The organism is Pseudomonas sp. MWU12-3103b, assembly GCF_023100615.1.
GTDB lineage: Bacteria > Pseudomonadota > Gammaproteobacteria > Pseudomonadales > Pseudomonadaceae > Aquipseudomonas > Aquipseudomonas putida_A.
The window spans coordinates 164,218-190,057 of sequence record NZ_JALMEY010000010.1 but is presented as its reverse complement, the minus strand read 5'-3'; the positions used below and the strand labels follow the sequence as shown (position 1 = coordinate 190,057).

The 25,840-nt window shown below is 59.1% G+C and carries 18 protein-coding genes and 1 riboswitch; of the genes, 14 read left to right on the top strand and 4 right to left on the bottom strand.

Annotation, left to right across the window (positions count from 1 at the left end; translation table 11 throughout):
* Positions 1-35: 35 nt before the first annotated feature.
* The 3 genes from M0808_RS16965 (at position 36) to M0808_RS16955 (ending at position 3,751) form a co-directional block, all read left to right on the top strand.
* Positions 36-311 (top strand): DUF2798 domain-containing protein, encoded by a 276-nt coding sequence (locus M0808_RS16965; RefSeq protein WP_134786637.1) that lies wholly within the window; start codon positions 36-38, stop codon positions 309-311.
* A 199-nt stretch (positions 312-510) separates the two neighbouring features.
* Entirely contained in the window at positions 511-2,298 is a 1,788-nt protein-coding gene (locus M0808_RS16960; protein WP_247841951.1) for a thiamine pyrophosphate-requiring protein, read from the top strand.
* A gap of 739 nt (positions 2,299-3,037) precedes the next feature.
* Positions 3,038-3,751, top strand: a complete 714-nt coding sequence (locus tag M0808_RS16955) for a DUF72 domain-containing protein (protein ID WP_247841950.1) — start codon at positions 3,038-3,040, stop codon at positions 3,749-3,751.
* A gap of 1 nt (position 3,752) precedes the next feature.
* Here the strand turns inward: M0808_RS16955 and mntP are convergent, their stop codons facing one another.
* The 3 genes from mntP to M0808_RS16940 all read right to left on the bottom strand — a co-directional run bounded on the left by mntP (position 3,753) and on the right by M0808_RS16940 (position 6,631).
* A complete protein-coding gene (gene mntP, locus M0808_RS16950; protein ID WP_247841949.1) occupies positions 3,753-4,316 on the bottom strand; it encodes a manganese efflux pump MntP in 564 nt (187 codons plus the stop codon).
* Positions 4,317-4,322: 6 nt separating this feature from the next.
* A riboswitch (yybP-ykoY riboswitch) is annotated at positions 4,323-4,495 on the bottom strand.
* 100 nt (positions 4,496-4,595) lie between these two features.
* Positions 4,596-5,972: an ATP-binding protein gene (locus M0808_RS16945; RefSeq protein ID WP_247841948.1), complete on the bottom strand. Its 1,377-nt coding sequence runs from the start codon at positions 5,970-5,972 to the stop codon at positions 4,596-4,598.
* Positions 5,969-6,631 (bottom strand): response regulator, encoded by a 663-nt coding sequence (locus tag M0808_RS16940; protein WP_139054787.1) that lies wholly within the window; start codon positions 6,629-6,631, stop codon positions 5,969-5,971. The genes M0808_RS16945 and M0808_RS16940 overlap by 4 nt, the downstream gene beginning before the upstream one ends.
* Positions 6,632-6,801: 170 nt before the next feature.
* Between M0808_RS16940 and M0808_RS16935 the strand changes: the two genes are divergently transcribed.
* Genes M0808_RS16935 through M0808_RS16915 form a run of 5 tightly spaced genes read left to right on the top strand, consistent with a single transcriptional unit; the run spans position 6,802 to position 11,621 of the window.
* Positions 6,802-7,068 (top strand): PepSY domain-containing protein, encoded by a 267-nt coding sequence (locus M0808_RS16935; protein WP_007960465.1) that lies wholly within the window; start codon positions 6,802-6,804, stop codon positions 7,066-7,068.
* Complete coding sequence (locus M0808_RS16930; protein ID WP_098964317.1) at positions 7,068-7,613, top strand: cytochrome b/b6 domain-containing protein; 546 nt, start codon at positions 7,068-7,070, stop codon at positions 7,611-7,613. Before M0808_RS16935 ends, M0808_RS16930 begins: the two co-directional genes overlap by 1 nt.
* Before the next feature lie 51 nt (positions 7,614-7,664).
* Positions 7,665-8,960: a sialidase family protein gene (locus M0808_RS16925; RefSeq protein ID WP_247841947.1), complete on the top strand. Its 1,296-nt coding sequence runs from the start codon at positions 7,665-7,667 to the stop codon at positions 8,958-8,960.
* Positions 8,960-9,571 carry a hypothetical protein gene (locus tag M0808_RS16920; protein ID WP_247841946.1) on the top strand — a complete coding sequence of 204 codons (612 nt, stop codon included), beginning with the start codon at positions 8,960-8,962 and terminating at the stop codon, positions 9,569-9,571. The genes M0808_RS16925 and M0808_RS16920 overlap by 1 nt, the downstream gene beginning before the upstream one ends.
* A gap of 22 nt (positions 9,572-9,593) precedes the next feature.
* Positions 9,594-11,621, top strand: coding sequence for an LTA synthase family protein (locus M0808_RS16915; protein WP_247841945.1), 2,028 nt, complete (start codon positions 9,594-9,596; stop codon positions 11,619-11,621).
* A 28-nt stretch (positions 11,622-11,649) separates the two neighbouring features.
* On the opposite strand, the gene M0808_RS16910 is transcribed toward M0808_RS16915, so the two are convergent.
* The gene (locus M0808_RS16910; RefSeq protein WP_247841944.1) at positions 11,650-12,468 is read right to left on the bottom strand and encodes an alpha/beta hydrolase; all 819 of its coding nucleotides are present in this window, start codon (positions 12,466-12,468) and stop codon (positions 11,650-11,652) included.
* Between the two features lie 188 nt (positions 12,469-12,656).
* Here M0808_RS16910 and M0808_RS16905 point away from each other — a divergent pair, with 188 nt between their 5' ends.
* From M0808_RS16905 to M0808_RS16880, 6 genes are all read left to right on the top strand, one after another.
* Positions 12,657-13,106, top strand: coding sequence for a helix-turn-helix domain-containing protein (locus tag M0808_RS16905; protein ID WP_247841943.1), 450 nt, complete (start codon positions 12,657-12,659; stop codon positions 13,104-13,106).
* A gap of 104 nt (positions 13,107-13,210) precedes the next feature.
* A complete protein-coding gene (locus M0808_RS16900; protein WP_247841942.1) occupies positions 13,211-13,759 on the top strand; it encodes a hypothetical protein in 549 nt (182 codons plus the stop codon).
* A 48-nt stretch (positions 13,760-13,807) separates the two neighbouring features.
* Positions 13,808-14,218 (top strand): hypothetical protein, encoded by a 411-nt coding sequence (locus M0808_RS16895; RefSeq protein ID WP_134786626.1) that lies wholly within the window; start codon positions 13,808-13,810, stop codon positions 14,216-14,218.
* A 199-nt stretch (positions 14,219-14,417) separates the two neighbouring features.
* A complete protein-coding gene (locus tag M0808_RS16890) occupies positions 14,418-16,124 on the top strand; it encodes a ShlB/FhaC/HecB family hemolysin secretion/activation protein (RefSeq protein WP_247841941.1) in 1,707 nt (568 codons plus the stop codon).
* 25 nt (positions 16,125-16,149) lie between these two features.
* On the top strand, positions 16,150-25,089 hold the full coding sequence (locus M0808_RS16885; RefSeq protein WP_247841940.1) for a DUF637 domain-containing protein: 8,940 nt from the start codon (positions 16,150-16,152) through the stop codon (positions 25,087-25,089).
* The gene (locus M0808_RS16880; RefSeq protein WP_045122499.1) at positions 25,086-25,448 is read left to right on the top strand and encodes a hypothetical protein; all 363 of its coding nucleotides are present in this window, start codon (positions 25,086-25,088) and stop codon (positions 25,446-25,448) included. Before M0808_RS16885 ends, M0808_RS16880 begins: the two co-directional genes overlap by 4 nt.
* Positions 25,449-25,840 lie beyond the last annotated feature (392 nt).

Here is a 25,840-nt window from a genome sequence, read left to right as displayed (position 1 = left end):
GGTGCCGGCTCCCTGTCAATGGATGGAAAAGCCATATGAATCAAAGAACCACTACCGATGCCTTGTATCTCGGTCGACGCAAGCTTTCTGCACGGGCGACGCCGTATGTGTTTGCGTTGTACATGGCGACGATCATGGCGTTCCTGATGTCGCTGGTGATCACTGCGGCCAACTCCGGGATTGATAACGACTACCTGAGTAATGCGCTGCACGCCTACAAGCTGGCGATGCCGGTGGCTTTCCTTTGCATCCTCGTGGTGCGGCCGATCGTGATCAAACTGGTGGCGATGACGGTGCACCCGCATCGTTGATGAGCCCCGATCTTTTGATCTTCAAAAACAACAGCAAAAGATCGCAGCCTGCGGCAGCTCCTGCAGGGAGCGGCTCGGCAATGCCGTCGGGTAAAAACAATCGAAACTTCGCGCGCTCCCAAGCTGTCCAGACCCATGTACCGCCCGGCGGATATCTCGCCGGGCAGGCTTCATGCACAGGTGACAGGCGAGGAACGAGATGACGACGACAGTGGGAGATTTTCTGGTTGAGCGGCTCAGCCAATGGGGCGTCACGCGGATTTTTGGTTATCCGGGAGATGGCATCAATGGTGTGTTCGGCGCGCTCGCCCGAGCCAATGGCAAGATCGAATTCGTTCAGGCCCGGCACGAAGAAATGGCCGCGTTCATGGCCTCGGCCCACGCCAAGTTCACGGGCGAGTTGGGCGTGTGCATCGCCACTTCGGGACCGGGTGCTTCGCACCTGATCACCGGGTTATACGACGCACGCATGGATCATCAACCGGTGCTGGCGATTGTCGGCCAGCAGGCGCGGACGGCGCTCGGCAGTCATTACCAGCAGGAGCTGGACCTGGTCTCGATGTTCAAGGATGTGGCCGGGGCGTTTGTGCAGCAGGCGTCGGCGCCGTCGCAGGTGCGGCATTTGCTCGATCGCGCCGTGCGCACGGCGGTTGGCGAACGGCGGGTGACGGCGATCATCCTGCCCAATGATCTGCAGGATCTTGAGTATGAGCCACCGGCGCGGGCGCATGGCACCGCGCATTCCGGCGTCGGTTACACCAAGCCGAAAGTGCTGCCCTACGAGGCCGATCTGCAGCGCGCCGCTGATGTGCTGGACAGCGGTGAAAAAGTCGCGATTCTGGTGGGCGCCGGCGCACTGCAGGCAACGGATGAAGTGATCGCCATTGCGGAAAAACTCGGTGCCGGGGTCGCCAAGGCGTTACTCGGCAAGGCTGCGCTGCCGGACGATTTGCCGTGGGTCACCGGTAGCATCGGCCTGCTGGGCACCGAACCGAGCTACAAGATGATGCACGAGTGCGACACCTTGCTGATGATCGGCTCGGGTTTCCCCTATGCCGAGTTCCTGCCCAAGGAAGGTCAGGCGCGTGGCGTGCAGATCGATCTGCAGCCCGACATGCTGAGCCTGCGGTATCCGATGGAGGTCAATCTGGTCGGCGACTCCGCCGAAACCCTCGCTGCACTGCTGCCGTTGCTCGAACCGAAAACTTCGCACAAGTGGCGCAAGAAAATCGAAGGCTGGCGCAACAGCTGGGAGAAAACCCTGGAAAAACGCGCGATGTCCAAAGCCGATCCGATCAATCCACAGCGGGTGGTTTATGAGCTGTCACCGCGCCTGCCGGAGCAGGCGATCATCACCAGCGACTCGGGGTCCTGCGCCAACTGGTACGCCCGTGACCTGAAAATTCGCCGGGGCATGCAGTGTTCCCTGTCCGGTGGCCTGGCCTCGATGGGCGCTGCCGTGCCATATGCGATCGCCGCCAAGTTCGCCCATCCCGAGCGCGCGGTGATTGCCTTGGTAGGTGACGGCGCGATGCAGATGAACAACATGGCCGAGCTGATCACCGTCGCCAAATACTGGCGCCAGTGGAGCAGCCCGAAGTGGATCTGTGCGGTGTTCAACAACGAGGATCTGAATCAGGTCACCTGGGAGCAGCGGGTGATGGAGGGCGATCCGAAGTTCGAAGCCTCGCAAAGCATTCCCGACGTGCCGTATCACCTGTTCGCCATTTCCATCGGCCTGAAAGGAATTTTCGTCGACCGCGAAGAAGACGTCGCCGCCGCTTGGGAGCAGGCACTGGCCTCGGACGTACCGGTGCTGATCGAGTTCAAGACCGACCCCAACGTGCCGCCATTGCCGCCGCACATCGAGCTCGAACAGGCAAAGAAATTTGCCACGACCTTGCTCAAAGGCGACCCGGACGAGGCGGGCGTGATCGTGCAAGCCGCCAAGCAGGTGCTGGCCAGCGTCCTGCCCGGCAAAAAATAATCGTGTAGGCGCTTCGTCGCGCTCCAAATCTGTGAGCGCCGCTGAACCCTGTGGGAGCGAGCTTGCTCGCGAAAGCGTTGTGTCAGGCACAGCGTTTGTGGATGTATCGACGCCTTCGCTGGCAAGCCAGCTCCCACAGGTATTTCGCCGTGCACCTACGCTGTGAGCGCCGCTGAACCCTGTGGGAGCGAGCTTGCTCGCGAAAGCGTTGTGTCAGGCACAGCGTTTGTGGATGTATCGACGCCTTCGCTGGCAAGCCAGCTCCCACAGGTATTTCGTCGTGCTCCAAATCTGTGAGCGCCGCAGAACCCTGTGGGAGCGAGCTTGCTCGCGAAAGCGTTGTGTCAGGCACAGCGATTGTGGAGGTGTCGACGCCTTCGCTGGCAAGCCAGCTCCCACAGGTATTTCGTCGTGCTCCAAATCTGTGAGCGCCGCTGAACCCTGTGGGAGCGAGCTTGCTCGCGAAAGCGGTGTGTCAGGCACAGCGATTGTGGAGGTGTCGACGCCTTCGCTGGCAAGCCAGCTCCCACCGGCACTTCGTCGTGCCCCAAATCTGTGAGCGCCGCAGAACCCTGTGGGAGCGAGCTTGCTCGCGAAAGCGTTGTGTCAGGCACAGCGATTGTGGATGTATCGACGCCTTCGCTGGCAAGCCAGCTCCCACAGGTATTCCGTTGTGCCTGAAATCTGTGAACGAGACCGTGGAGATTTTCATGCGTGAAGCGGCGAAGGGGCTTTTTTGATGTTTATCGGTTGCGCGGGCTGGAGCCTGGGGCGTGAGTATTGGCCGCAGTTTCCGGCCGAGGGCACGCATCTGCAGCGTTATGCCGCGCTGTTCGACTGCGTGGAAATCAACAGCTCGTTTTATCGGCCGCATCGGCGTCAGACCTATGCGCGCTGGGCGGATTCGGTGCCGCCGGGCTTTCGCTTTTCAGTGAAGGTGCCAAAGCAGATCACGCATGAATTGCGTCTGCAAAACTGTGAGCAAGCGCTGGATGAGTTTCTCGGGCAGTGCGAAGGCCTGGCCGATCGGCTGGGGTGTTTGCTGGTGCAACTGCCACCGTCGCTGGCCTTTGAGCCGGAAAGCGCCGAGGCGTTTTTCGTGGCATTGCGTCAACGCTTCGCCGGTGACGTGGTGCTTGAGCCACGGCATGAGTCGTGGGTGGTGGCGGCGCCGATGTTGCAGGCGTATCGGATTTCCCAGGTCGTGGTCGATCCGTCGCGGATCAGTACCGACGGTTCGGCGCAGGGCTGGGCGGGTGTGCGCTATTGGCGACTGCATGGCGCACCACGGATTTATCACAGTGCCTATGAGTTGCCATATTTGCAGCAGCTGGCGCAGGACATGAAGACCTGCGTTGCCGAGGGAGCCAGCGTCTGGTGCATCTTCGACAACACCGCCAGTGGCGCCGCGTTGGGCAACGCGATGACACTGGCGGCGCTGATCCGGGCCTGAATCAGGCTGACAAGTGCTCGTACAAAATGGTCGCGCCGACGATCATCAACACCACACCACCGACGATTTCCGCACGCTTGCCGACCACTGCTCCGAGTACCCGGCCAAGCATCACGCCGATGGTCACCATGGTCATGGTTGCCACGCCGATGGCCGCTGCCGCCACCCAGATATTCACGTCGACAAACGCCAGGCCGACGCCGACCGCGAGCGCGTCAATGCTGGTGGCGAACGCGGTGACTGCCAGAATCAGGAACGAATGCTGGCCGGGTTTTTCCTCTTCCTCGTCTTCGTGTTTCAGGCCGTTGTAGATCATGTGCAGGCCGAGAATCAGCAGCAGGGTAAAGGCAATCCAGTGGTCCCATTCGGCGACCCAATGGGTGGCGGCCTGACCGATTAGCCAGCCGATGATCGGGGTGATGGCTTCGATCACGCCGAAGATCAGGCCGGTGCGCAGTGCTTCGGTCAGACGTGGTTTGTGCAGGCTGGAGCCTTTGCCGATGGCCGCGGCGAACGCGTCCGTGGACATGGCCAGAGCGAGGAATATGAGGGAAACAGGATTCACGGGGGCACACTTCCAGTCGGGCTATGAGTCAACGACACAACCACACGCCCGACTTCAGGCATGGATGTGTCGTCGGTCTCACCAACCAAAAGGTGTTCGTACCACGGCAGGTTGCCGAGAATGTTGATACGAACGCTTCCGAGGGACTCGGAAACAGGCTACTCCCCAACGAGGCTGCGGATCTTATGGGGGCAAACATGAAAATTTTGTCAAAAGCATCGAGGCGATCGATTGACGCAAGCTCCCTCGCCACAATGCTCGTGCAGGGTCCGGGCGATATTATTGACTCGAGAGCTCATTGATCCGCAACTCCGCACACAACCCGCCCTGCGGTCGGTTGTACAGCTGCAACGTGCTGCCGATCTTGCTGACGATCATCTGCACGATCGCCAGCCCCAGTCCGGCGCCATTGCCGTGGCCGTGGCTGTAGAAACGCTCGAACAGCCGCGCGTATTCCTGCTCGTTGATACCGGGGCCGGCGTCCTCGACGCTGATGTACACCGCGCCGCCCGCCTGCGGTTGCACCTGAACCCGTACCTCACTGCCCGGCGGGGCGAAATTCAGCGCGTTGGTCACCAGGTTCTGCAAGGCGATGGCGAGGGCCACCGGGTCGGTGTCGACCGGGCAGTGGTGGTCGCTGTCGAGGATCAGTTCGACGTCTTTTTCCATGGCCAGCGGTGCCAGTTCGGCGAGTTCTTCGCGCACCAGTTCGGTCAGCTCCACACTGCGGGTTTCGGGATTGGCCAGGTGCGGTTCGATGCGCGCCATGGTCAGCAACTGACTGGCGATGCGCGTCGCCCGATCCACTGCGCTGACCAGATACTCCAGCGCTTCTTCGCGTTGTTGCGGGGTCGCCGCCAGTTGCGCGTTTTGCGCGTGGATCCGCAGAATCGCCAGCGGTGTGCGCAGCTCATGGGCAGCGTCGGCAATGAAGCGCCGCTCCCGCGCCAGCAGATTGTCGATCTGCTGCAACAGGCGATTGAGCGCGGTCTGCATTGGTTCCAGATCGTGGGGCAGGGGGCTGAGGTGCAGCGGTTTCAGGGTTTCGGTGTCACGGCCGCGAATGCTTTGCGCCATGGCGCGCAGCGGTTGCAGGCCCCAGCCGATGGTCAGCCAGATCAACGCGGCCAGCAGCGGTACGCCGATCAGGCTCGGCCAGACGGTGTGGCCGACGATGCGCTCGATCAGATCCTGGCGGATGTCGTCGCGCTCGCCGACCCAGATCAGCAACCCTTGTTGCGAATCCTTGAGCAGAAACGCGCACCAGTCGCGGCCGTTCTCCATCAGGTCATGCGAGCCGAGGGTGGTGGGCGGCGCCGCAAGCTCCGGCGCTTCGGCCGAGCGCACCAGCAATTGGCCGTCGCTGCGCCACACCTGAAAGGTCAGACGGGTTTCGTACGGGTGCGCGGCCTCGCCGTCGCCGACCCGGCTCATGGCTTCATCGAAGGCCTGATAGAGCCGGCTCCAGTCGTTGTCGCCCGGCGCGCGCTGGGCCAGCACGCCTTGCAACAGGCGCGCGCTTTGTGCCAGTTGGGCATCGTAGACTTCTTCGATTTCATGGTGACTGTCGCGCAGCACCAGCCAACTGATCAGCAGGTCGCCGATCAATACCAGAATCAGCACCGGCACCAGAATCCGCGCGCGTATGGAAATCATGGTTTGAGCTCCACCACATAGCCGACACCGCGCACGGTGCGGATCAATTCGCTCGAGAGTTTTTTGCGCAGGTTATGGATCAGCACTTCGAGGGTGTTGCTCTCGACCCGATCCTGCCAGCCATACAGCGCTCGCGACAGGCGCTCGCGGGTGACGACCTTGCCCGGGCGGGCCATCAGTTGATGCAGCAGTTGATATTCCATCGGCGTCACCACCACGTCGGTGCCGTGCCAAGTGACCTGCTGCGTGACCGGATCGAGACACACCCCGGCATGTTCAAGCACCGGCTGCGCACGGCCCTGACTGCGGCGCAGCAATGCGCGAATCCGCGCTTTCAGTTCATCGACGTCGAACGGTTTGATCAGGTAGTCGTCGGCGCCGGCATCCAGTCCGGCAATGCGTTCGGCAGTGCCGTCGCGGGCGGTGAGGATCAGCACCGGCAAGTCCTGTTGTTCACCACGCAAGCGTTGCAACAGCGCGAGGCCGTCGAGCCGTGGCAGGCCGAGGTCGAGCAGCAGCAAGTCGAAGCTCTCACTGCGCAGGGCGTGCAGGGCGCTGACCCCATCCTGCAACCAGTCGAGGGTGTAGCCTTCGCTGCCGAGGGCAACGCGAATGCCTTGACCGAGGGCGCGATCATCTTCGACCAGCAGTAGGCGCATAACGGATTCTCTTGAGGAAACACGGCGGTTGACCGGCGGCATCATGCCGCTGTGCAGCCAGCTGTGGCAGCTGACCCGACGGGAAAGATGTAACGACTCGTTGCCAACTAAGCTTCGACTAAGGTTGCTTTTGCACAGTGAGGCCTTCCTCATCGAGCGAGAGTGTTTCCATGCGCAAACTTCTGCTGTTGTCCCTCATCGTTGCCAGTCCGTTGGCCGTCGCCGGCCCGCAATGCACCACCGCCGAACGCTCGCAATGGCAAGACCAGAAAGCCTTTCAGGAGCAGCTCAAGGCTCAGGGCTACGAGATCAGCAAGTTCAAGGTCACCGACGGCAACTGCTACGAGATCTACGGTTTCGACAAGGACAAGCGCAAGGTCGAGATCTACCACGACCCGGTCAGCGGCAAAGCGGTGAAAACCGAGATCAAGGGCTGATGCCGAGCACGTCCGTGCGCCTGTGGGACCCCGTGGTGCGGCTGTTTCATCTGTCCATCGCGGGCGTCTTTGTCGCCAATTACTTCTTCAACGAAGCCGGAGACGACTGGCATGTCTGGCTCGGCTATTACGCCATGGGCTGGCTGCTGGTGCGGCTGGTATGGGGCTTTGTCGGGCCGCGCAGTGCGCGCTGGGCGGATTTCTGGCCGACGCCGACGCGGCTGATCGCCCATGCGCGCTCGTTGATTGCCGGTCGGCCCGAGCATCGTCTTGGGCATTCGCCGATGGGGGCGCTGGTGATGCTGTTGATGTTGCTGGCGATGTTCATCGCCGGTTTGAGCGGCTGGGCCATGGAAGAGGTCGATGCCTTGTGGGGCGCCGACTGGCCGTTGCAGGTGCACGAAACCGCTACCGACATCTTGCTGGTGCTGGTGTGTCTGCACATCGCCGCCGCGCTGTTCGAAAGTTTTCTGCTGCGCGACAACTTGCCGTTATCGATGCTCACCGGACGCCGACGGCGCTTGCCGGACGATCCGCCGCGCTGACAGGGATGTTTTGTCGATTGCCCTCCATCCTGTTTTTGCCGTGAGTCCACTATGCGTGCGCTTCCCGATCGCTTGAAACTTATCCTCGGCGGACTGGCCGTGAGCCTGATTTTCTGGGGGGCCTGGCGCAGTCATCCGGCTCATGTGCTGGCGCCATTTGCCGAGGCCACGCCGCCGGTCGATGCTTCGCTGCAGGCACCGGAGCCGCTGTACAGCAGTCGCTTCGTCTCCTCGCAACTGAATGATTTCGTGCACTCGTCGTCGGTGACCGCGCTGCCGGGCGGCGACCTGATGGCGGTGTGGTTCGCCGGTTCCCGCGAAGGCGCCGCCGACGTGCAGATCCGTACCGCCCGCTATGACGCCAACACCGCGGAGTGGGGCGCCGAGCAGGTGTTGGCCACCCGCGAATCGACCCGCGACGGCACCCGCCGCTACATCCGCAAACTGGGCAATCCGGTGATCGCCCTCGCGCCGGATCAACGGTTGTGGATGTTTTATGTCTCGGTATCCGTGGGCGGCTGGGCCACCAGTGCGATCAACGTGATGGTCTCGGATGATGTCGGGCGCAACTGGTCGGCGCCGCGCCAGTTGATCACTTCACCGTTTTTCAACATCAGCACGCTGGTGCGCGCTGCGCCGGTGTTCCATGCCGACGGCTCGATCGGCCTGCCGGTGTATCACGAGTTCATGGGCAAATTCGCCGAGTACCTGTACCTGAGCGCGGACGGCGCGGTGATCGATAAATTCCGTATCAGCCGTGGCAAGCATTCGTTGCAGCCGACCATTGTGCCGCTGGACGGAAAACGTGCCGTGGCCATGCTGCGTTATGCCGGCGACACGCATCATCGAGTGCTGGCCAGCCGCACCGAGGACGCCGGGCAGACGTGGAGCGAGCCGTATCCGCTGGAGCCGGCCAACCCCAATTCATCGCTCGCGGCAGTCGGCACTGGCGACAACGGTCTGCTGGTGGCGCTGAATGATCTGCAGGACGGGCGCTTCAAGCTCAGCCTCTATGGCACCGATGCCAATCTGAACAACTGGCGCAACGTGATCGAGCTCGATCAGTCGCCCGATCCGCTCGGCCAGCCGTTCGCCCCCGAAGCCTACAAGGCGATCATCGGCGAAGGCTTTCGTGCTTCCAGTGGTGCCCGGCGCTTGCCGCTGGAGCAACGCTTTCTGAGCAATCTGGATTACCGGGTGTGCAAGCCGCAGGGCTGTGATTTCGAGTACGAGTATCCGTACTTCAGTCGCGGCAGCGATGGCCTCTATCACCTGGTGTATTCGTGGAATAACACCTTCATCAAACATGTCAGCTTCAATGAAGCGTGGCTCGAGGAGCGCCTGTGATGCTGATTCTCTGGCAAGCCCATTTGACGTTCATCCTGCTGGGTTTTGTCCTGCTGGGTTCGTTGCAATGCACACAACGCTGGCGTCCGTGGCTGCTGCCGTTGCTGGCAGTGGTCAGCTTCGTGCCGGTCAACGAGCTGCCCCTGGCGGCGTATGTGCGCAGTGTCACCGACGATCTGGCGATCACCACGCTGGTGTTGCTCGGCTGGGCCAGTCTGGTCCGACTGGGCGTGGTCGAGCGGCAGACATTGCCGGCACGGGTGCAGGTGCTGGTGCTGTTTACCGTGCTGGCCGCGCTGCTGTACCCGGCGACGATGGGGCTGACGTACTTCGATCCGTACCGCTGGGGCTTCAACCCGCGGCCGATGATCGTCTGGATCGGCCTGCTGGCACTGGCGCTGTTGTGGCTGCGCAATACGCTGGCAGTGTCGATGCTTGCGCTGGGCACGCTGGCGTTCGCCTTGCGTCTCAAGGCTTCGGAAAACTATTGGGATTACCTGATCGATCCGCTGCTGCTGGGTTACTGCCTGATCGCCGCTGCGGCGCTGTGTATCCGCCAGGTCTGGCGTCTGCTGCGAGCCGCACCGGCGGGCACGACATCTTTTGTTTGAACCAACGACACTGAGGTCAATGATGGGCTGGTTGCAATCGCGACGCCTGCGCTACGGCGTGGGTGCGGCAGGTTTGGCGTTCTTGTTGTTTGCCGTGCTCAGGCTGGTATTTGTGCTGGGGTTTTCCGGGATCGCGCCGAGCGAGTTCATCGGTAATCCGGCGCTGCGCGAAACCCTCGGGATCGGTTTGCGCTTCGACCTGCGCCTCGCCGTGTTGCTGATCCTGCCATTGGCGCTGCTGGCCTGGGTGCCGCGCTGGAACCTCACGCGTCTGCCGTGGTTGCGCTGGGTCGCGCGGATTTACTGGCTGCTGGCGCTCGGCGTTATCGGCCTGCTGTACATCATCGATTTCGGTCATTACGCCTATCTTGGCGTGCGGATCAACGCCACGGTGCTGCGTTATCTGGAAGATGCGCAAATCTCACAACAGATGGTTTGGGAAACCTATCCGGTGCTGTGGATCGCGCTCGGCTGGTTGGCGGTGCTGGGCGTCTGGTTCTACGGACTTTTGCAGCTGGAACGGCTGACACTAGCCCGTGAAGCCAGGGTTATCCGGCGTCCGTCGCTGGCATTCGGCACCGGGCTAAGCGTGGTCGTGGTGCTGCTGGCGCTGCTCGGTCGGGTCGACAATCTCAACCTGGAAAACCCGGTGCCGCTGCGCTGGAGTGATGCGTTCTTTTCCGGTAACGCGCAGATCGCCGCAGTCGGTCTGAACCCGGTGCTGTTCCTCTACGACACGCTGAAAACCGGGCAGGCGCAATTCGATGAGGCGCAGGTGCGCGAGCACTATCCGCTGATTGCCCGCTATCTGGGCGTGGATCGACCGGATCCGCAATCGCTCAACTTCGAGCGTCAGCAAGGCGTGCAGCCGTATCGGCTGCAGGGCACGCCGAACGTGATGTTCGTCATGCTCGAATCACTGGGCACCAGCGCCGTCGGCGCCTACGGCAATCCGTTGAACCCGACGCCAAACCTCGATCAATTGGCGGCCCAAAGCTGGTTCTTCAAACACTTCTATGTGCCAGTCACCGGCACTGCGAAAACCGTGTGGGCGAGCATCACCGGCGTTCCCGACGTGACGCGCCGCGAGACAGCCACCCGTCATCCGCTGATCACCCGTCAGCACACGCTGATCAACGCGTTCACCGATTACCAGAAGCTCTACATGATCGGCGGCAACGCCGGCTGGGCCAATATCAATGCGCTGATCCAACAGAGCATCGACGGCGTGCGCCTGTATCAGGAAAGTGACTGGCGTTCGCCGCTGGTGGACGTGTGGGGCATTTCCGATCTGGATCTGTTCAAGGAGAGCGACCGCATCCTGCGCGACTTGCCGAAGAACCGACCGTTCTTCGCCTACGTGCAAACCTCGGGCAACCATCGGCCATTCACCATCCCCAAGGACAACGACGGTTTCGAGGTCAGCAACCTGTCGCTGGAGCAGGTGCAGGCCGCCGGTTCGCGCAGCGTCGAGCAGTACAACGCGGTGCGCCTGCTGGATTTCAATATCGGCAAACTAATGGAATTGGCCAAGGCCGGCGGCTATTACGACAACACGATTTTTGTGTTCTTCGGCGACCACAACACGCGTATCAGCCAAATCCCGCACATGCCGCCGGCGTTCGAGCAACTGGGCCTGGAAAGCAATCATGTGCCGATGTTGATTCACGCCCCGGGCATGCTTGCGCCGAAGGTCATCGAGGAGGCGGTGGGGCTGACGGATCTGCTGCCGACGGTGGCCGGGATGGCCGGCGTGCCGTTCCGCAATGGCGCAATGGGCCGCGATGTCCAGCAACCGGCGCCGGAAGGTGAGCGCGTGGTGCCGCTGGTGCTGCGCGAGGGCACGTTCCCGTTGATTGGCGGGGTGACCAAGAATTTCCTCCTGCAAATGCAGCATGACGGCAGCTCGCCGACCCTGCATGACCTGGCGTCGAACACGCCGCTGGACAACGTCGCCGGGCAAAATCCCGAGGAATTCCAGCGCCTGGTGGAACTGACGCGGGGCCTGCACGAGAGCGCGCGGCTGATGCTGTATCGCAATGTGCGCTGACCGGGTGGGGGCCCGGTCAGCGAGGCGTTTAGCGGTTCAGAAAGCCCAGCAGGTCTTCGTTCAGCGCCTGGGCGTGGGTCACGGCAAAACCATGGGGCGCGCCGGCGTAGACTTTCAGCTCGGCGCCCTTGATCATCGCCGCCGCCTGTTTGCCGGTGGTTTCGAACGGCACGATCTGATCGCCGTCGCCGTGGATCACCAAGGTTGGTACGTCGATCTTCGCCATGTCCGGACGGAAGTCGGTTTCGGAGAACGCGGTAACGCAATCCACGGTGCCTTTCAGCGAGGCGAGCAGGGCGACGTTCAGGGTTTGCGTGAGCACGCCGTCGGAGACTTTCTGGCCCTGATTGGTGCCGTAGAACGGCGCGGCGAAATCCGCGATGAACTGCGCGCGATCCTTGAGCAGGCCGGCCTTGATTCCGTCGAACACCGAGGTGTCGACGCCCTGCGGGTAGTCGGCTTTCTTGCCGAACAGCGGCGTCACCGCACCGAGCAGTACCAGCCCGGCAACGCGCTCGCTGCCGTGGCGGGCGATGTAGCGGCTGACGTCGCCGCCACCCATGGAGAAGCCCACCAGCGTCACGTCGCGCAGGTCGAGGTGGTTGATCAGTTGCGCGATGTCATCGGCGAAGGTGTCGTAGTCGTAGCCGGTCCACGGTTGATCGGAGCGCCCGAAACCACGGCGGTCGAAGGCAATCGTGCGATAGCCGCGACTGCTCAGGTATTCCATCTGGTATTCCCACATGTCGGCATCCAGCGGCCAGCCATGGCTGAACAACACGGGTTTGCCGCTGCCCCAGTCCTTGAAATAGATCTGTGTGCCGTCATCGGTAGTGAATGTGCTCATGGGAACTCCTTGCTGTGGGCGATCGTTCGGAAGGCCGGATGCCGCAATGGCCGCCCATCACTATCGGCGCAAATCGCGGCTGTCACTTGTACGCAAGTGCTCAATTGCCATGGCGGGTGGCGTGGTTCTTTTCCAGCGTCACAGTTGTAAGATGCAACCACACGCTGGATCTGATGGAGAAACACCCTGTGAAGCGCAAAAGCCTGCACGGCAACGCCTGCCCGGTCGCCCGTACGCTGGACCTGATCGGCGATTGGTGGTCGCTGCTGATCATCCGCGATGCGCTGGAGGGCATCCGCCGCTTCAGCGATTTTCAGAAGAATCTGGACATCGCCAAGAACATGCTCAGCGCCCGGCTCAAGGCCTTGGTGGAGCAGGGGATCTTGCAAACGGTGCCGGCCGCCGATGGCGGTGCCTATAAGGAATACGTGCTGACCGAACGCGGCAAGGCCTTGCAGACGGTGATCGTTGCGCTGTCGCAGTGGGGCGGGGAGCACCTGTATGCGCCGGGTGAGCCGGGTTCGGTGATGGTTGATGCAAAGGATCGTCAGCCAATTCGCAAACTGCAATTGATGTCGGCTGATGGCCGCTTGCTTGCACCGCATGAGGTGGCGACGAAGACAGGCGTTGAACACTGACAGGCGAGCGCAACATAGGTTTGACGTCAAAATGATGGCCATCTAATATCGCGGCGTTGTTTTGATGTCATTCCCCGTCCTGCTTGCTCAATAGAGATTTCCACGTGAATAAACGTGTGCTCGTGATGTTGACCCTGCTGCTCGCGCTGCCAGGCTGCCATTCCAATGTGCGTAACTCTTCCCCCAGCCTGCTGAAAGACGGCATCCAGTTGCATCAAGACCCGGTGGTGGTGGATGCCCAGCACGCCAAAGTCATCATGAAATCATCTGGCGGCACCTATCCGGTGGAGGTTTCCATTCGCCGCGCCGATGATCCCGACCGCCGCATGGAAGTGCTCGGCACCGTTGTGGATTCCGGTCGTGGCAAGGTGTTCGGCTGGATCGCCAAACTCAACGAAGTGGCCAACAGCGCCACGGTCAAACGCTTTCCGCAACTGGAAGCACAGGCCGATGCCGGCAAGCCGTTTGAGGTCTCGGGGTATTCGAGCAGCCGGGTGACCGCCGGCATTTATACCTGCGGGCCGCTGAAAAACACCTTCACTCCGCAGCAGGGCAAGGTGTACCAGGTGGAATTCCAGTTCTCCGGTGATCTCTGCGAGCAGCACGTCTACGACGTTACCCAACCCCGGCAGCGCATTCCTGTAGCAGGTTGATCTTGCATACGCGATGCATCGAATTCAGTTGAAGTAAGGAAATACCAAGTGAAACGCAATCTCTGCCTGGCGCTCATCGTCCTGGCTGCAACACTGGGTGGCTGTGCCGCCAACAAACCGGGCAACGATCCATCCCTGATCGGTTCATGGAAAGGTGTGCGGTCGGAAAACGGCAAGTGCCAGTTCCTGTCCTGGAAAAACAACTTCAAGCCTGACGGCACCTTCAACATTACTTTCTTCCGGGATGCCCAGCAGACCCAGCCGATCCAGACCGAACACGGCATCTGGAAGGCGGCCAACGGCAAGAACGAGTTGCGCACCGCCGGCGTGCCCCTGCCCGATATCTATACCTACAAACTGATCGATGCCGACACGGTGCATTACGTCAATGTGGCGAAGGACCCTTCGGGCGATTGCCAGGAAGACTACGAGTTCACCGAGCACCGTATTCGCGGTTGAGTCGGTCTGCGCAAGAAAGGGGTGCATCCATTCTGGCCAATGGATGCGCCCCTTTTTTCATGGCTTAACGGCTCCTGCTTCCTTTGTTAATTCCTTGATACAAACCCGACAAAGGTTGAAACGATTGTTTGACGTCAAAATGATGGCCATCTAATATCGCGCCACTATTTTGATGTCATTCCGTATCGAGGGATCGAACATGTACCCACCCGCCCTCGCGGCGAGGTTGTGCGCAGCTTTGCTGTGCCTGTCTCCACTTCAGATTGCCTTCGCTGCACCCACTCCCGGTGAAACCGACCTGATCCGCGATCGCCAGAATCGCCTGCTTGAAGAGCAGCAGCGGCGTCTGGAAGAACTCAAGGACTTGCCCGGCAAAGATGCCAAGCCTGCGCAACCGGCAGCGCCCACCGATACCCGCTGTTTCCCGATCAAGGACATCGAGCTCAAGGGCGCCGACAGTCTGTCCGACAGCGACAAAACTCGTCTGCTCAAGCCCTACATCGACCAGTGCCTCGGTGTACCGCAGCTCAACGAGCTGCTGAAAGTCATCACCGACCATTACATCGAGAAAGGCTTGGTCACCAGCCGCGCCTACCTGCCGCAGCAGGATCTGTCTGGCGGGCACCTGAAAGTGCTGGTGGTCGAAGGCAAGCTCGAAGGCATGAAAGGCGCCGAGAACAGCAAGCTTTCGCAGCGTGAACTGGCGATGGCCTTTCCCGGCAAGTCCGGCGATCTGGTCAACCTGCGCGAGATCGAGCAGATGGTCGATCAGCTCAATCGCCTGCCGTCCAATCAGGCCAAGATGGAGCTGGCGCCGGGCAAGAACGTCGGCGGCAGTGAGGTGCTGGTCACCAATAACCCGCAGAAGCCATGGCGGGCCGGACTGTCGCGCAGCAACGACGGCCAACGCAGCACCGGTGAACAGCAGTGGGGCACCACTTTCGATTGGGACAGCCCGCTGGGCCTGGCCGATCAGTTGAGCCTGCGCGGCGGTCACGACGCAATGACCGATCACCAGCACACCTCCAGCAACGCCATGCTCAATTACAACCTGCCGTGGGGCTGGTGGAACTTCAGCTACACCTACAGCCAGAGCGACTACCGCTCGCAGATCGCCGCCAACGGCTACAACTTCAAGCAGACCGGCGACAGCGAAAACCATCAGCTGCGCGCCGAGCGGGTGATCCATCGCGACTCGGTGAGCAAGACTTCGCTCAGCGCCGGGCTGTCCTACCTGCGCACCAACAACTACATCGAAGACAGCAAGCTCAAGCTGAGCAGCAACCGCATCAGCGAAGCGCAGTTCGGTTTCAACCACGGTCGCCGCATCGGCAGCGCCTTCGTCAACTTCGACGCCGGCATGCAGGAAGGCATCGGCGCGTTCGACGCGCAGGGCAGCCACGATCCAGGCCCCGGCGAACCGGACGCACGCTACCGCAAATACACCGCGACCTTGAGCTACCTGCAACCGTTCAAAGTGTGGGGCGAATCCTTCACCTTCAGCAGCCTGATGACCGGCCAGCGCAGCGAGGACGTGCTGTTCAGTTCACAACGCACCAGCCTCGGCGGGCTGTCGTCGATCCGTGGCTACAAGGATCAGTCGCTGTCCGGCGACAGCGGCGGCTACTGGCGCAACGACCTGCGCTGGAGCCGACCGGTCACGGCCGAATGGCTGCGCCCGGTGTTCGCTGAATACGGCACCAGCCTCGGTTACGACCAGGGCGTGATTCGTGGCGATCGTTACAACGGTGAGCAGCATGGGCGCATGTCGAGCAACTCGCTGGAACTGTTCGCCCGCGGTGAGCACGTCGCCGCCAGTGTGACCTTTGCCCATTCCCTGGAACGCCCGGATGTATTGACCGAGCGTGAAGCGCCGATCTATTTCCGCCTGGATTTCTTCCTCTAATACCTGCCCGATCCGAGATTCTTTTATGTTTATTCGCCAACTGGCCTTCCTGGCCAGTCAGCCTTCTGCTGCCGTAAAAAACCACGAACACTTCCTTGGTATGCCGAAACGCGGTCTCGCGTTTCTGTTGGCCAACGTCATGTTCTGGCAATCGATGTGGGCGCAGGCAGACGGGATCGTGGTCAACGCGCCGGGCACCACGCTTGACCGCGCCGGCAATGGCGTGCCGATCGTCAATATCGCCGCGCCCAATGGCGCGGGCCTGTCGCACAACCAGTTTCACGATTACAACGTGGACGCCCAAGGCGTCATCCTCAACAACGCGACAAGTCGCACCCAACTCACACAGATGGGCGGGATCATTCTCGGCAACCAGAATCTGCGTGGGGTCGCCGCACAAACCATTCTCAACGAAGTCAACGGCGGAAGTCCGAGCCAATTGCGCGGCTATACCGAAGTTGCCGGGCAATCGGCCCGCGTGATCGTTGCCAACCCGTACGGCATCAGTTGCAACGGTTGCGGCTTTATCAACACGCCGCGCGTGACCTTGACCACCGGTAAACCGGTACTTGACGGCGCGGGTCGGCTGGATCGTTTTCAGGTCGATCAGGGCAACGTTTCCATCGATGGCAAAGGTCTGGATGCGAGCGCTGTCGACAGCTTTGAAATCATCACCCGCAGCGCGCAGATCAATGCGCAGATTCACGCAAGACGCCTGAACATCACCACTGGGCGCAACGACGTCAACGCCGATACGCTCACCGCCACCGCGCGCGCCGATGACGGCAGCGCCAAACCGCAACTGGCCATCGATTCTTCGGCGCTTGGCGGCATGTACGCCGGGACGATCAAACTGGTCGGTACCGAGGCGGGTGTCGGTGTGAAACTGGCAGGTGAACTGGCGGCCAGCGCTGGCGATATTCAGATCGACGCCAATGGCCAGTTGAGCATGGCCAAAGCTACCGCCAGCAGTGCCGTCGATATCATAGCTAAAAGTCTTGATGCCCAAGGCCCCGTTTATGCCGGCACGCAACTGGCGGTGCAGACTGCTGAGCAGTTGGTCAACCACCAGAGCGTTGCCGCCCGCGATAGCGTGCACCTGACCAGCGGCGGCAAGTTAACCAACACCGGGGTGATCGAAGCCGGGGTCAACCCCGACAACAGTCGGAATGTCAACGGCGATCTGTCCATCAACAGCGATTCCGTGAGCAACAGCGGCAGTGTGTCGGCCAGCCGTTCCCTGAACGTTACCGCTGCTGGTGTGCTCGATAACCAGAACGGCATCATCCAGGCACAGAACGTTACTTTGAGCGCGGCTCGACTGGTCAACCAAGGCCTCAATGCACGCATTTATGGGGAAACCGTTCTTGCGTTTAATGCCCCGGCGATCGTCAACCTCGACGGCCTGATCCGCTTTGCCGATGGACAGTTGACGACGGTGTCGGTCGACAGTCTCGACAACCGTCAGGGCCGTATCGAAGTGGCCGGCGGCAGTTTCAAGCTTAATACTCGAGAGCTGCAGAACGCCGATGGCAAAATCATTGCCGGGCAACTGGACATAGAGGCTAGCCAGATCGACAACAGCCGCGGCCTGATCGGCGCCAGTGAGAGCGAAGCCAAGGTTTTCGCACGTGAACGGCTGGACAACGGCAAAGGCAAAATTCAGGCGAAAACCACGTTGGCAATGTCCGGAGGCGAATTGCTCAATCGGGGCGGTACGCTGGCGGCTGATCAAATGAGGGTCACGGCGGCGCGCCTCGATAACAGCACCAAAGGTGTGATCAGTGCCGAAAACGGCGCTGTCGAGCTGGCGTTGGCGCAGGATCTGGATAACCACGACGGTAAGGTACAAGCATCGACTCAACTGTCTGTCGCTGCCCAAAGCATCAACAACCGCAACGCCAGTCTCACCGGTAAAACCATTGAGATGACCAGCCGCGGCGCGCTCGACAATACTCAGGGAACGATTTCGTCCGCTGACACTGTCATCACCAGCGCAGACATGGATAACAGCCAGGGTCTGATTCAAGGCAACGATCGCCTTAAACTGACCGCACAGGATCTGGAAAACTCGGGTGGCAAGCTGCTGGGCGGTGTGCTCGATGCAAGTCTGACCCATCTCACCGGCAACAACGACGGCACCATTAGCGCAGAAAACGGCACGCTCTCGCTGACGGTTCAGCAGCACCTGAACAACGCCTTGGGTCGGCTGCAAGCCAGCCAAGGTGACGTGGATGTTTACACCCGTTCTTTCGATAACCGGGGCGGCGTAGTCGCCGCTCAGCAGTTGTTGGTGGTGGCCAAGGAAGGACATGTCGACAACCGTGGCGGGCGCATGATCAGTGATGGTCTGAACCTGCACGCTGCCAGCCTTGATAACAGTGACAACGGTCTGTTGGCTGCGGGTGTTGACGGGGCTCGGCTGATCCTCAAACAGACCGCTCCCGGCCAGTCACAACTGCTCAACAACAAAGGCCGTATCCAGAGTGATGTCGGCCTGCACATCGAAAGCGATGCCGTCGATAACAGGGCCGGCGTCCTGCTCGGCAAAACCATCGACATCACCGCCACGCAACTGACCAATAACGATAAGGGTGGCATTGTCGGTAATGGCGGCGATGTCGCATTGAACATCTCCGGTGTCTTCAGCAACGTGACCGGTGTGGTTGATGCCGGTGAACAACGCTTGCTGCTCGAGGACTTCACTGCACTGGACAACCGTGGCGGTACCTTGCGCGGCAAGCGTCTGGACATCACCGGCACTTCGATAAACAACAACGATGCCGGCCAGATCGTCGCCAGCAGTGGCGGCCTGAAAATCACTGGCAAGACCCTCCTGAATCAGCAGGGTGTGATCCTCGCCAACGGCAGTCACGCGGAACTGGCACTCGGTAGCGGCACCTTGCAGAATCAGGGTGGGACGGTGCAAGCCGACTCTTTGGAAATCACCAGCGGCCACCTCGACAACAGCGCAGTCAACGACAAGGCCGGGCTGATTTCCAGTCTGTTAGATGACTTGAAACTCACTGTTTCGCGCCTGACCAACCGCGCGGGCAAACTGTTCGGCAAGGATCAAGTGATCTTCACTGGCAGCAGCCTGGATAACACTGGCGGCGAGATCAGTGGCAATCAACTGAGGCTCGACGCGGCGGGGCAGATTCTCAATCAGGGTGGCCTGATTGAATCGGCAACCCATCTGAAACTCACTGCCAGCGAGTTGGATAACAGCGCCGGCGGCCAAGTTCGAGCACTCGGTGGGGCATCCAGTCAGCTCAAACTGACCGGTAACCTGAACAATCAGGGCGGCGTAATCGAAATTGGCAGTCAGGATCTTGAGTTAGGTGCAGCCCAACTCAACAACTTCAGCGGAAGCGTACGCCACGCGGCGGCTGGCCTGTTCGATCTGGATCTGAGTAATCTTGCCGGAGAGCAGGGCAGCCTCACCGGTTTGGGTAAAGGCGTATGGGACGTCGGCTCAGTCATCGGCGTCGGCAACTGGCAACTCAACGGTGGCTTGACCTACACCAGCGCTCAGAGCCTGACCCTCAACGCCGACGACCGCATCGCCAGCGCTTCGGCACTGAGCCTGAATGTCGCCAACCTGACGAACGCCGGACAACTGCTCAGCGATGGCGATCTGACGCTGACCCTTGGCGGCCACCTGATCAACAGCGGTCGAGTATCGGCTCAGCAGAAGCTCACCATCAACGCCAACGATGTGATTCAACAGGACGGTCGGCTGGTCAGCGGCGGCGATACCGTCATGACCTTGCGCGGCACGCTGGACAACCTCGGTAGGCTGATCGCCAACCAGAACCTCACGGTGACGGCTGCGCAGGTCAATAACAAAGGTACCCTCGGCGCCCAAGGCAATCTCGAACTCAACGCTACCGACGGTATCTCCAACGTAGCCGATACGCTGCTGTTCAGCGGTGGCTCGATGAAGTTGCATGGCAACAGCTTGAGCAACTATTACGGCGATATTTATAGCCGTGGCAATCTGTCGTTCGACGCTGTGGGCGGTGGTCGGGCTACGTTGTTCAGCAACTTGTCGGGGACGATTGAGGGCGAGGGGGATATCGACATCAATGCGGTGTCGGTGGAGAACGCCAAGTCGGTTTTCGAAATGACGCAGGGCGGCAGTTCCGGCTCCATCAGATGGGTTTGCGGGCAGCACTGCGGTGGCCACGATGGCTGGAAAAGAGGCACGATCATCATTGATCGGACCTATAACGAAGTGGTCCTCAAAGACTCGACTGCATCGCGCTTCGTCGCGGGCAAAAACCTGACGATTCATGCTGGCAGCGTAGAAAACCGCTACAGCATGATGGCTGCCAACGGCAATCTCACGGTAACGGCCGACCGCTTGTTAAACCTTGGCGCGGCATCGCGCTCTGGAACTTCGACAGAAACGATCGGCACGCCTGGCAAGATCGATAATAGCTTATGGGATCGCATGGAGTTCGTCGAAGTCCCGGCGTTCAATGCGCAGACGCAGCAGGGACATTTCGATGAGGCACGCTTCAACGAGTTGGTCGCCGTTACCAATGACAGTCGCTTTTCTCACCCCGCCAATGTACACATAGACTGGTCCCCCAATGGCAACACCTTGTATCCGGCCACCCTGCAGGCGGGAGGAACGGTAAGCCTTGACGTCACCGACTCGATTCAGAACGGCAAGCTCTACAACAATACTTACGATCAACTCACCGGAAATCTGGACAGCGAAAAAGCGACCGGTGTGGGTGTCGTCGACATCAATCTGGGCAAGCGCAGCAGCAACGCCAGCGTTCAGGTCGCGAAGGACGTCACTCGCATCGAAAAGGTGGATGCGGATGGCGTGAAGCAGATCAGCTTTGTCCCGGTTGATTTCCGTGGGGTGCCGTTCGCTGCCGTAGATCCAACCGCGTCTTCGACTTTCAGGCTTCCGAAAGGCCCGTACGGCATGTTCGTGCAGAGCCAGAGTCCACAAAGTCGTTATCTGATCGAAACAAACCCTGAGCTGAACCAGGCCGCGCCATTCATGAGTTCCGACTACCTGCTCGGCAAACTCGATTTCAGCGCTGATGAAGCCGCGCGCCGCCTCGGCGACGGCCGCTACGAATCGCGCTTGATCAGCGATGCGGTACTGGCTCAGACCGGCCAGCGTTTTCTGGCCGGCGGCTTGAACAACGATTACGAGCAATTCCGTTACCTGATGGACAACGCGCTCGCCAGTAAAAATGAGCTGAATCTGGCGGTGGGAGTCACCCTGACGTCCGAGCAGGTGGCGGCGCTGACGCATGACATCGTCTGGATGGAAGAGCGCGTCATCGACGGTCAGAAAGTACTTGTGCCAGTGCTTTATCTGGCTCAGGCCGAATCCCGAAACGTGCGAGGCGGTAGCCTGATTCAGGGGCGTGATCTGCAAATGATCGCCGGCAATGACCTGGTCAACGTCGGCACTCTGCGTGCAACGAACAACCTCTCGGCAGATGTGAAAGGCAGCCTTTATAACGGCGGTCTGGTCGAGGCCAACGAACGCCTGAGCGTGATGGCCACCGACAGCATCCGTAATGCGCTGGCCGGTGATATACGCGGTAATCAGCTCAGCCTGAGCACCCTCAAGGGTGACATTGTCAACGACCGAACCGCCGTGACTTACAGCCCGGGGCAGGGGCTGCGCACTGCCCTTGACGAAGGCGGCAACATTAGCGCCCGCGATACGCTGAGCATCAAGTCCGGCAATGACTTGACCAACTCCGGCACGATCACCAGCGGCGCCGATGCAAACTTGAGCGCGACTCGCGACATCAATTTGCTGGCGGTCCAGGACGTCAACGAGATTCACAATATCGAGAACGGCGGGCATCGCTCGACCGTCACTACAACGGTGGAAAATCTAGCGTCCACCGTGAAGAGCGGCGGCAACCTGAAACTCGACGCCGGGCGCGACATCAACGTCCTCGGCAGTACTGCCGAAGCTAAAGGCGATCTGCTTGCCGACGCGAAACAAGACTTGAACATGGCTTCGGCGAGTGACGAACACAATGTCGAGACCAACAGCAAAAAAGGCAAGAAACGCGTCCACGAAGAAGATAACCACACCGTCCAGAAAGCCGCCGAGTTCATCGCGGGCGGCGACGTAAAGACCTCTTCCGGCCGCGACACCACACTTGTCGCGAGCAAGATCAGTGCAGGCAATGAAGCCTACGTGTATGCGGGTAATGACCTGAACCTGCTGGCAGCGCAGAACAATGACTACACCCTGTATGACATGAAAGAGAAGGGTGGTTTCGGCGCCAAGAAAATGAAGCGCGACGAGGTTACCCAGATCACTCATGTGGGTAGCGAGATCAAGACTGGGGGCAATCTCACGCTGGTTAGCGAGGGAGACCAGCGCTATCAGGTGGCGAAGCTCGACAGTGGTAAAGACCTCGTTCTCGACAGCGGCGGCTCCATCACCTTTGAAGGGGTGAAGGATCTGCATGACGAAAGTCATGTAAAGAGCAGCGATAACCTGGCGTGGACTTCCATGAAGGGGGAGGGCAGGACTGACGAAACGTTGCGTCAGAGTGCCCTGATTGCCAAAGGATCGATCACCATCAAAGCGGTTGATGGACTTAAGATCGATATCAATAGGGTAAACGAACAAAGTGTCAGTCAGGCCGTGGATGCAATGGTCGCTGCCGATCCGAATCTAGCCTGGTTGAAGCAGGCACAAGCACGAGGCGACATTGACTGGCATCAGGTAGAGACGATCCACAAAAGTTTCAAGTATGAGCACTCCGGACTCGGTGCCGGGGCTCAACTGGTTTTGGCCATTCTTTTAGCGGCGATCACCGGGGGTGCAGGTGCTGCGTTAGTGGGAGCGGCCGAGGGCTCGTTATTTGCCGGCATTGCCAACACCATGTTTGTGTCCCTGGAAACAACGGCTGCTAATAGCGCAATCAGCAACAAGGGGAAAATTGGGGCAGTTGTCAAAGACACCTTCAGCAAAGAAAGTTTGAGAAATGCCGCGATTTCCGGAGCCACCGCCGGCTTGACTCAAGGCTTTATCGATCCATACCTTGGCGGCCAAACGGCGCCTTTCAACAACCTTACCAAGGGCTTTGACCTTAATACGCTTGAAGGTATCGGTGGTTTTGCCATCCATGCGAGCGCTCAAGGGCTCGCTTCGAGCAGCATTAAAACGATCATAGGCGGTGGTAGCTATAGCCAGAATCTGAAAGACGGCTTGATCTCTCAGGCAGGAAACGTCGTTGCCGCCACCGCGTTCAATTTTGTGGGCGGTTACGCTCAGAAAAACTGGCAAATAGCGAAAAATGCTGGCGACTCGGTCGGCATGGCCATATGGGCCGAAGGTGGTGCCGCTCGTACTGCTCTGCACGCGTTGATGGGGGGCGCCGTCTCCAGTATTACCGGTGGTGACTTCAAAACCGGAGCAATTGCTGCGGGTGCCAGCCAGGCAATGGCTAGCATCCTGAACTCCACCTTCGAAAATAAACCGGAGTTACGTCAGGCCTTTTCTCAAATTGTCGGGCTGACCGCCGCTGGGTTGGCGGGCGGGGATGTCAACAAGGGATCGTGGGTCGCGTTGATGGCTGACCAGTACAACCGTCAGCTCCATCTTAAAGAGGCAGTGGCACTCGAGAAACTGCAGAAAGAGTCACCGGATAAAGCTTATGAGCTCAAAGCGGCTGCATGTGCGTTGGTTCATTGTAGTGAATCAATACCAACGGGTGATCCGAAATATCAGGAGTTCAAGGATCTCGAAACTGCAGGCAAAGGCTTCAAGGGGGCGCAAGATGCGCTGGTCGCAACGGGAGCTTTTGACGAGTACTCAAAATGGGACCAGGCCAACGATGCACTTGAGCGTAATGAAGAAGGCGCCCAACGCTCAATTGCTGCTCAACGAGCGATATTTGGTGCTACGGGTGCTGTAGCCGGTTACGGAGGCGCAGTAGCCTTTAGCCCGGCTTGTGTGAGTGTGGTTGGTTGTACGCTGCCTGCAATGTCAGCATTGGCGGGCGCCGCTTCCTTCAAGGATGGCTGGGACGCCACTGGCCAACTGTTTGCGCCTTATGAATACACCCAGGGCGACAGGGTTAATGCGTCGTTCAGTAGTGATACGTACCCAGGTGATGTGAGTCCGCTTCGTGACTACGGTACGGAAGTTGCTAAATCCGCATTGGAATTCGCGCTGCTGAAGGGCGCCGGGAAGTATCTTGAGGATGTTGGAACCGGGGCCTCGGTTTTGATCACTGGCGTGAAGAAAGAGGGGGTAGCGGCTGACGGAATCAAAGGCGCTTCAAATGTAGATCAGCCCGTCCTTCCTGCGTGGTACCGCGAAGACAGTTCAGCAGGAGCCGTTTTCAACAAAACAGGCGAGCTACCGGACGGGTACCGCCGGGTATTGAACACCAGAACAGGGAATGCCGAGGTGCTTGCACCGGATGGTCAGTTCTATCTTGAAACAAGCAATGGACTCAGGCCAAAGGCTGGCGGTAATCTTGCTGAGTTGGCGGAGGCTGAGCGGCGGATTGATGGATCAAAAGCAACAGCGGGTTCTGTAGAAAAACAAGCGACGCCTAGTTTTTCCAATCAATTCCCAGATCATCCAACAGGTGTCCCAACGCTAATCTCTGATACAAAGTTGACTCAAGGCGCAGGACGATATAATTATGTCGTTCTTCAGGATGGTCAGTTAGTGATCGGACGAAAATTTAATGATGTAGGCGGTGGTCACATTGACCTAGCAAATGGCAAACCCGTTGTTGCTGCGGGAGAAGTGAAAGTTGTGAACGGCGAAGTTAAATATATTGATAATACATCAGGGCACTATGAGCCATCTGGTCGGGCTGCGCAAACCGCAGCAGAAGATGCTTTTTCTCAAAAAGGGCTTGATGTGGGAGGGAAATATATAGAAAAAGTATGGGTGCCAGATCCTAGCAATTCCAGAAAAGGAGCCTGGGTGCCGAAATGAATGACGTTATTAAAGAGTTTGATGAGCTTTGCGATATGGCTATGGCCGCTTTTAGTGAAGAGCTAGAAATTTCCTACGAGATGTCCTTGTTAAATATTTTGAAATTTATTAAAAAAAATCCTGACTATAAAGAAGATTTTATAGATAGATTTAAGTTGATTTTAATGTCTAGGAGCTCGCCATTTGAAGTTGTGGCATTTTGTATGCGTGAGCTTCAGTGGCCCGAAATTAAAGAATTTGTAATTTCAAAGATGAATCCTTCTGAGGATCCTCGGACCGAGGCCCTGCGAAGTACATTAACCGCATATGACGAATTTTGGCCTGATGCCGATCTTTACAGTTACTATGGCGTGAAATAATTGGTGCCAAAGCTACTGGTGGCGCTGCCGGAAAGGTAGATAAGTTTATTCCTCCAGGAATGGACCGCTCATTCCGTTCTGTTAACCTAGAGTTTTCGCCGAGCAAGTATGTTGTTGATACAATGCAGAGCTCATAAATTTAAAACATGGTGGGTTGTTTTGGGGTAGGCTGTTCAAATATTGCAAGAAAGTTATTTTATGCTTCTGGTGGTGAAGGGGCGGTATTGACGTTTGCCATGCGAGAACTGGCGAATTAAATTTTTATGAGTTGCGTTTTCAGCTGCATAATATTTATGGGCGAGGTGGTTGTATAGGTGCCATGCACTCTGGTGCTATTCCCGAGCATCCTGATAAGTTGGATGTGCTAATCGGTACAGTTGGTCATGAGCCAA

Bases quoted from the DNA above. Each gene is read 5' to 3' on its own strand.
- M0808_RS16965 (WP_134786637.1), top strand. From the start codon at position 36: ATGAATCAAAGAACCACTACCGATGCCTTGTATCTCGGTCGACGCAAG.
- M0808_RS16960 (WP_247841951.1), top strand. From the start codon at position 511: ATGACGACGACAGTGGGAGATTTTCTGGTTGAGCGGCTCAGCCAATGG.
- M0808_RS16955 (WP_247841950.1), top strand. From the start codon at position 3,038: ATGTTTATCGGTTGCGCGGGCTGGAGCCTGGGGCGTGAGTATTGGCCG.
- M0808_RS16945 (WP_247841948.1), bottom strand. From the start codon at position 5,972: ATGATTTCCATACGCGCGCGGATTCTGGTGCCGGTGCTGATTCTGGTA.
- M0808_RS16940 (WP_139054787.1), bottom strand. From the start codon at position 6,631: ATGCGCCTACTGCTGGTCGAAGATGATCGCGCCCTCGGTCAAGGCATT.
- M0808_RS16935 (WP_007960465.1), top strand. From the start codon at position 6,802: ATGCGCAAACTTCTGCTGTTGTCCCTCATCGTTGCCAGTCCGTTGGCC.
- M0808_RS16930 (WP_098964317.1), top strand. From the start codon at position 7,068: ATGCCGAGCACGTCCGTGCGCCTGTGGGACCCCGTGGTGCGGCTGTTT.
- M0808_RS16925 (WP_247841947.1), top strand. From the start codon at position 7,665: ATGCGTGCGCTTCCCGATCGCTTGAAACTTATCCTCGGCGGACTGGCC.
- M0808_RS16920 (WP_247841946.1), top strand. From the start codon at position 8,960: ATGCTGATTCTCTGGCAAGCCCATTTGACGTTCATCCTGCTGGGTTTT.
- M0808_RS16915 (WP_247841945.1), top strand. From the start codon at position 9,594: ATGGGCTGGTTGCAATCGCGACGCCTGCGCTACGGCGTGGGTGCGGCA.
- M0808_RS16910 (WP_247841944.1), bottom strand. From the start codon at position 12,468: ATGAGCACATTCACTACCGATGACGGCACACAGATCTATTTCAAGGAC.
- M0808_RS16890 (WP_247841941.1), top strand. From the start codon at position 14,418: ATGTACCCACCCGCCCTCGCGGCGAGGTTGTGCGCAGCTTTGCTGTGC.
- M0808_RS16885 (WP_247841940.1), top strand. From the start codon at position 16,150: ATGTTTATTCGCCAACTGGCCTTCCTGGCCAGTCAGCCTTCTGCTGCC.
- M0808_RS16880 (WP_045122499.1), top strand. From the start codon at position 25,086: ATGAATGACGTTATTAAAGAGTTTGATGAGCTTTGCGATATGGCTATG.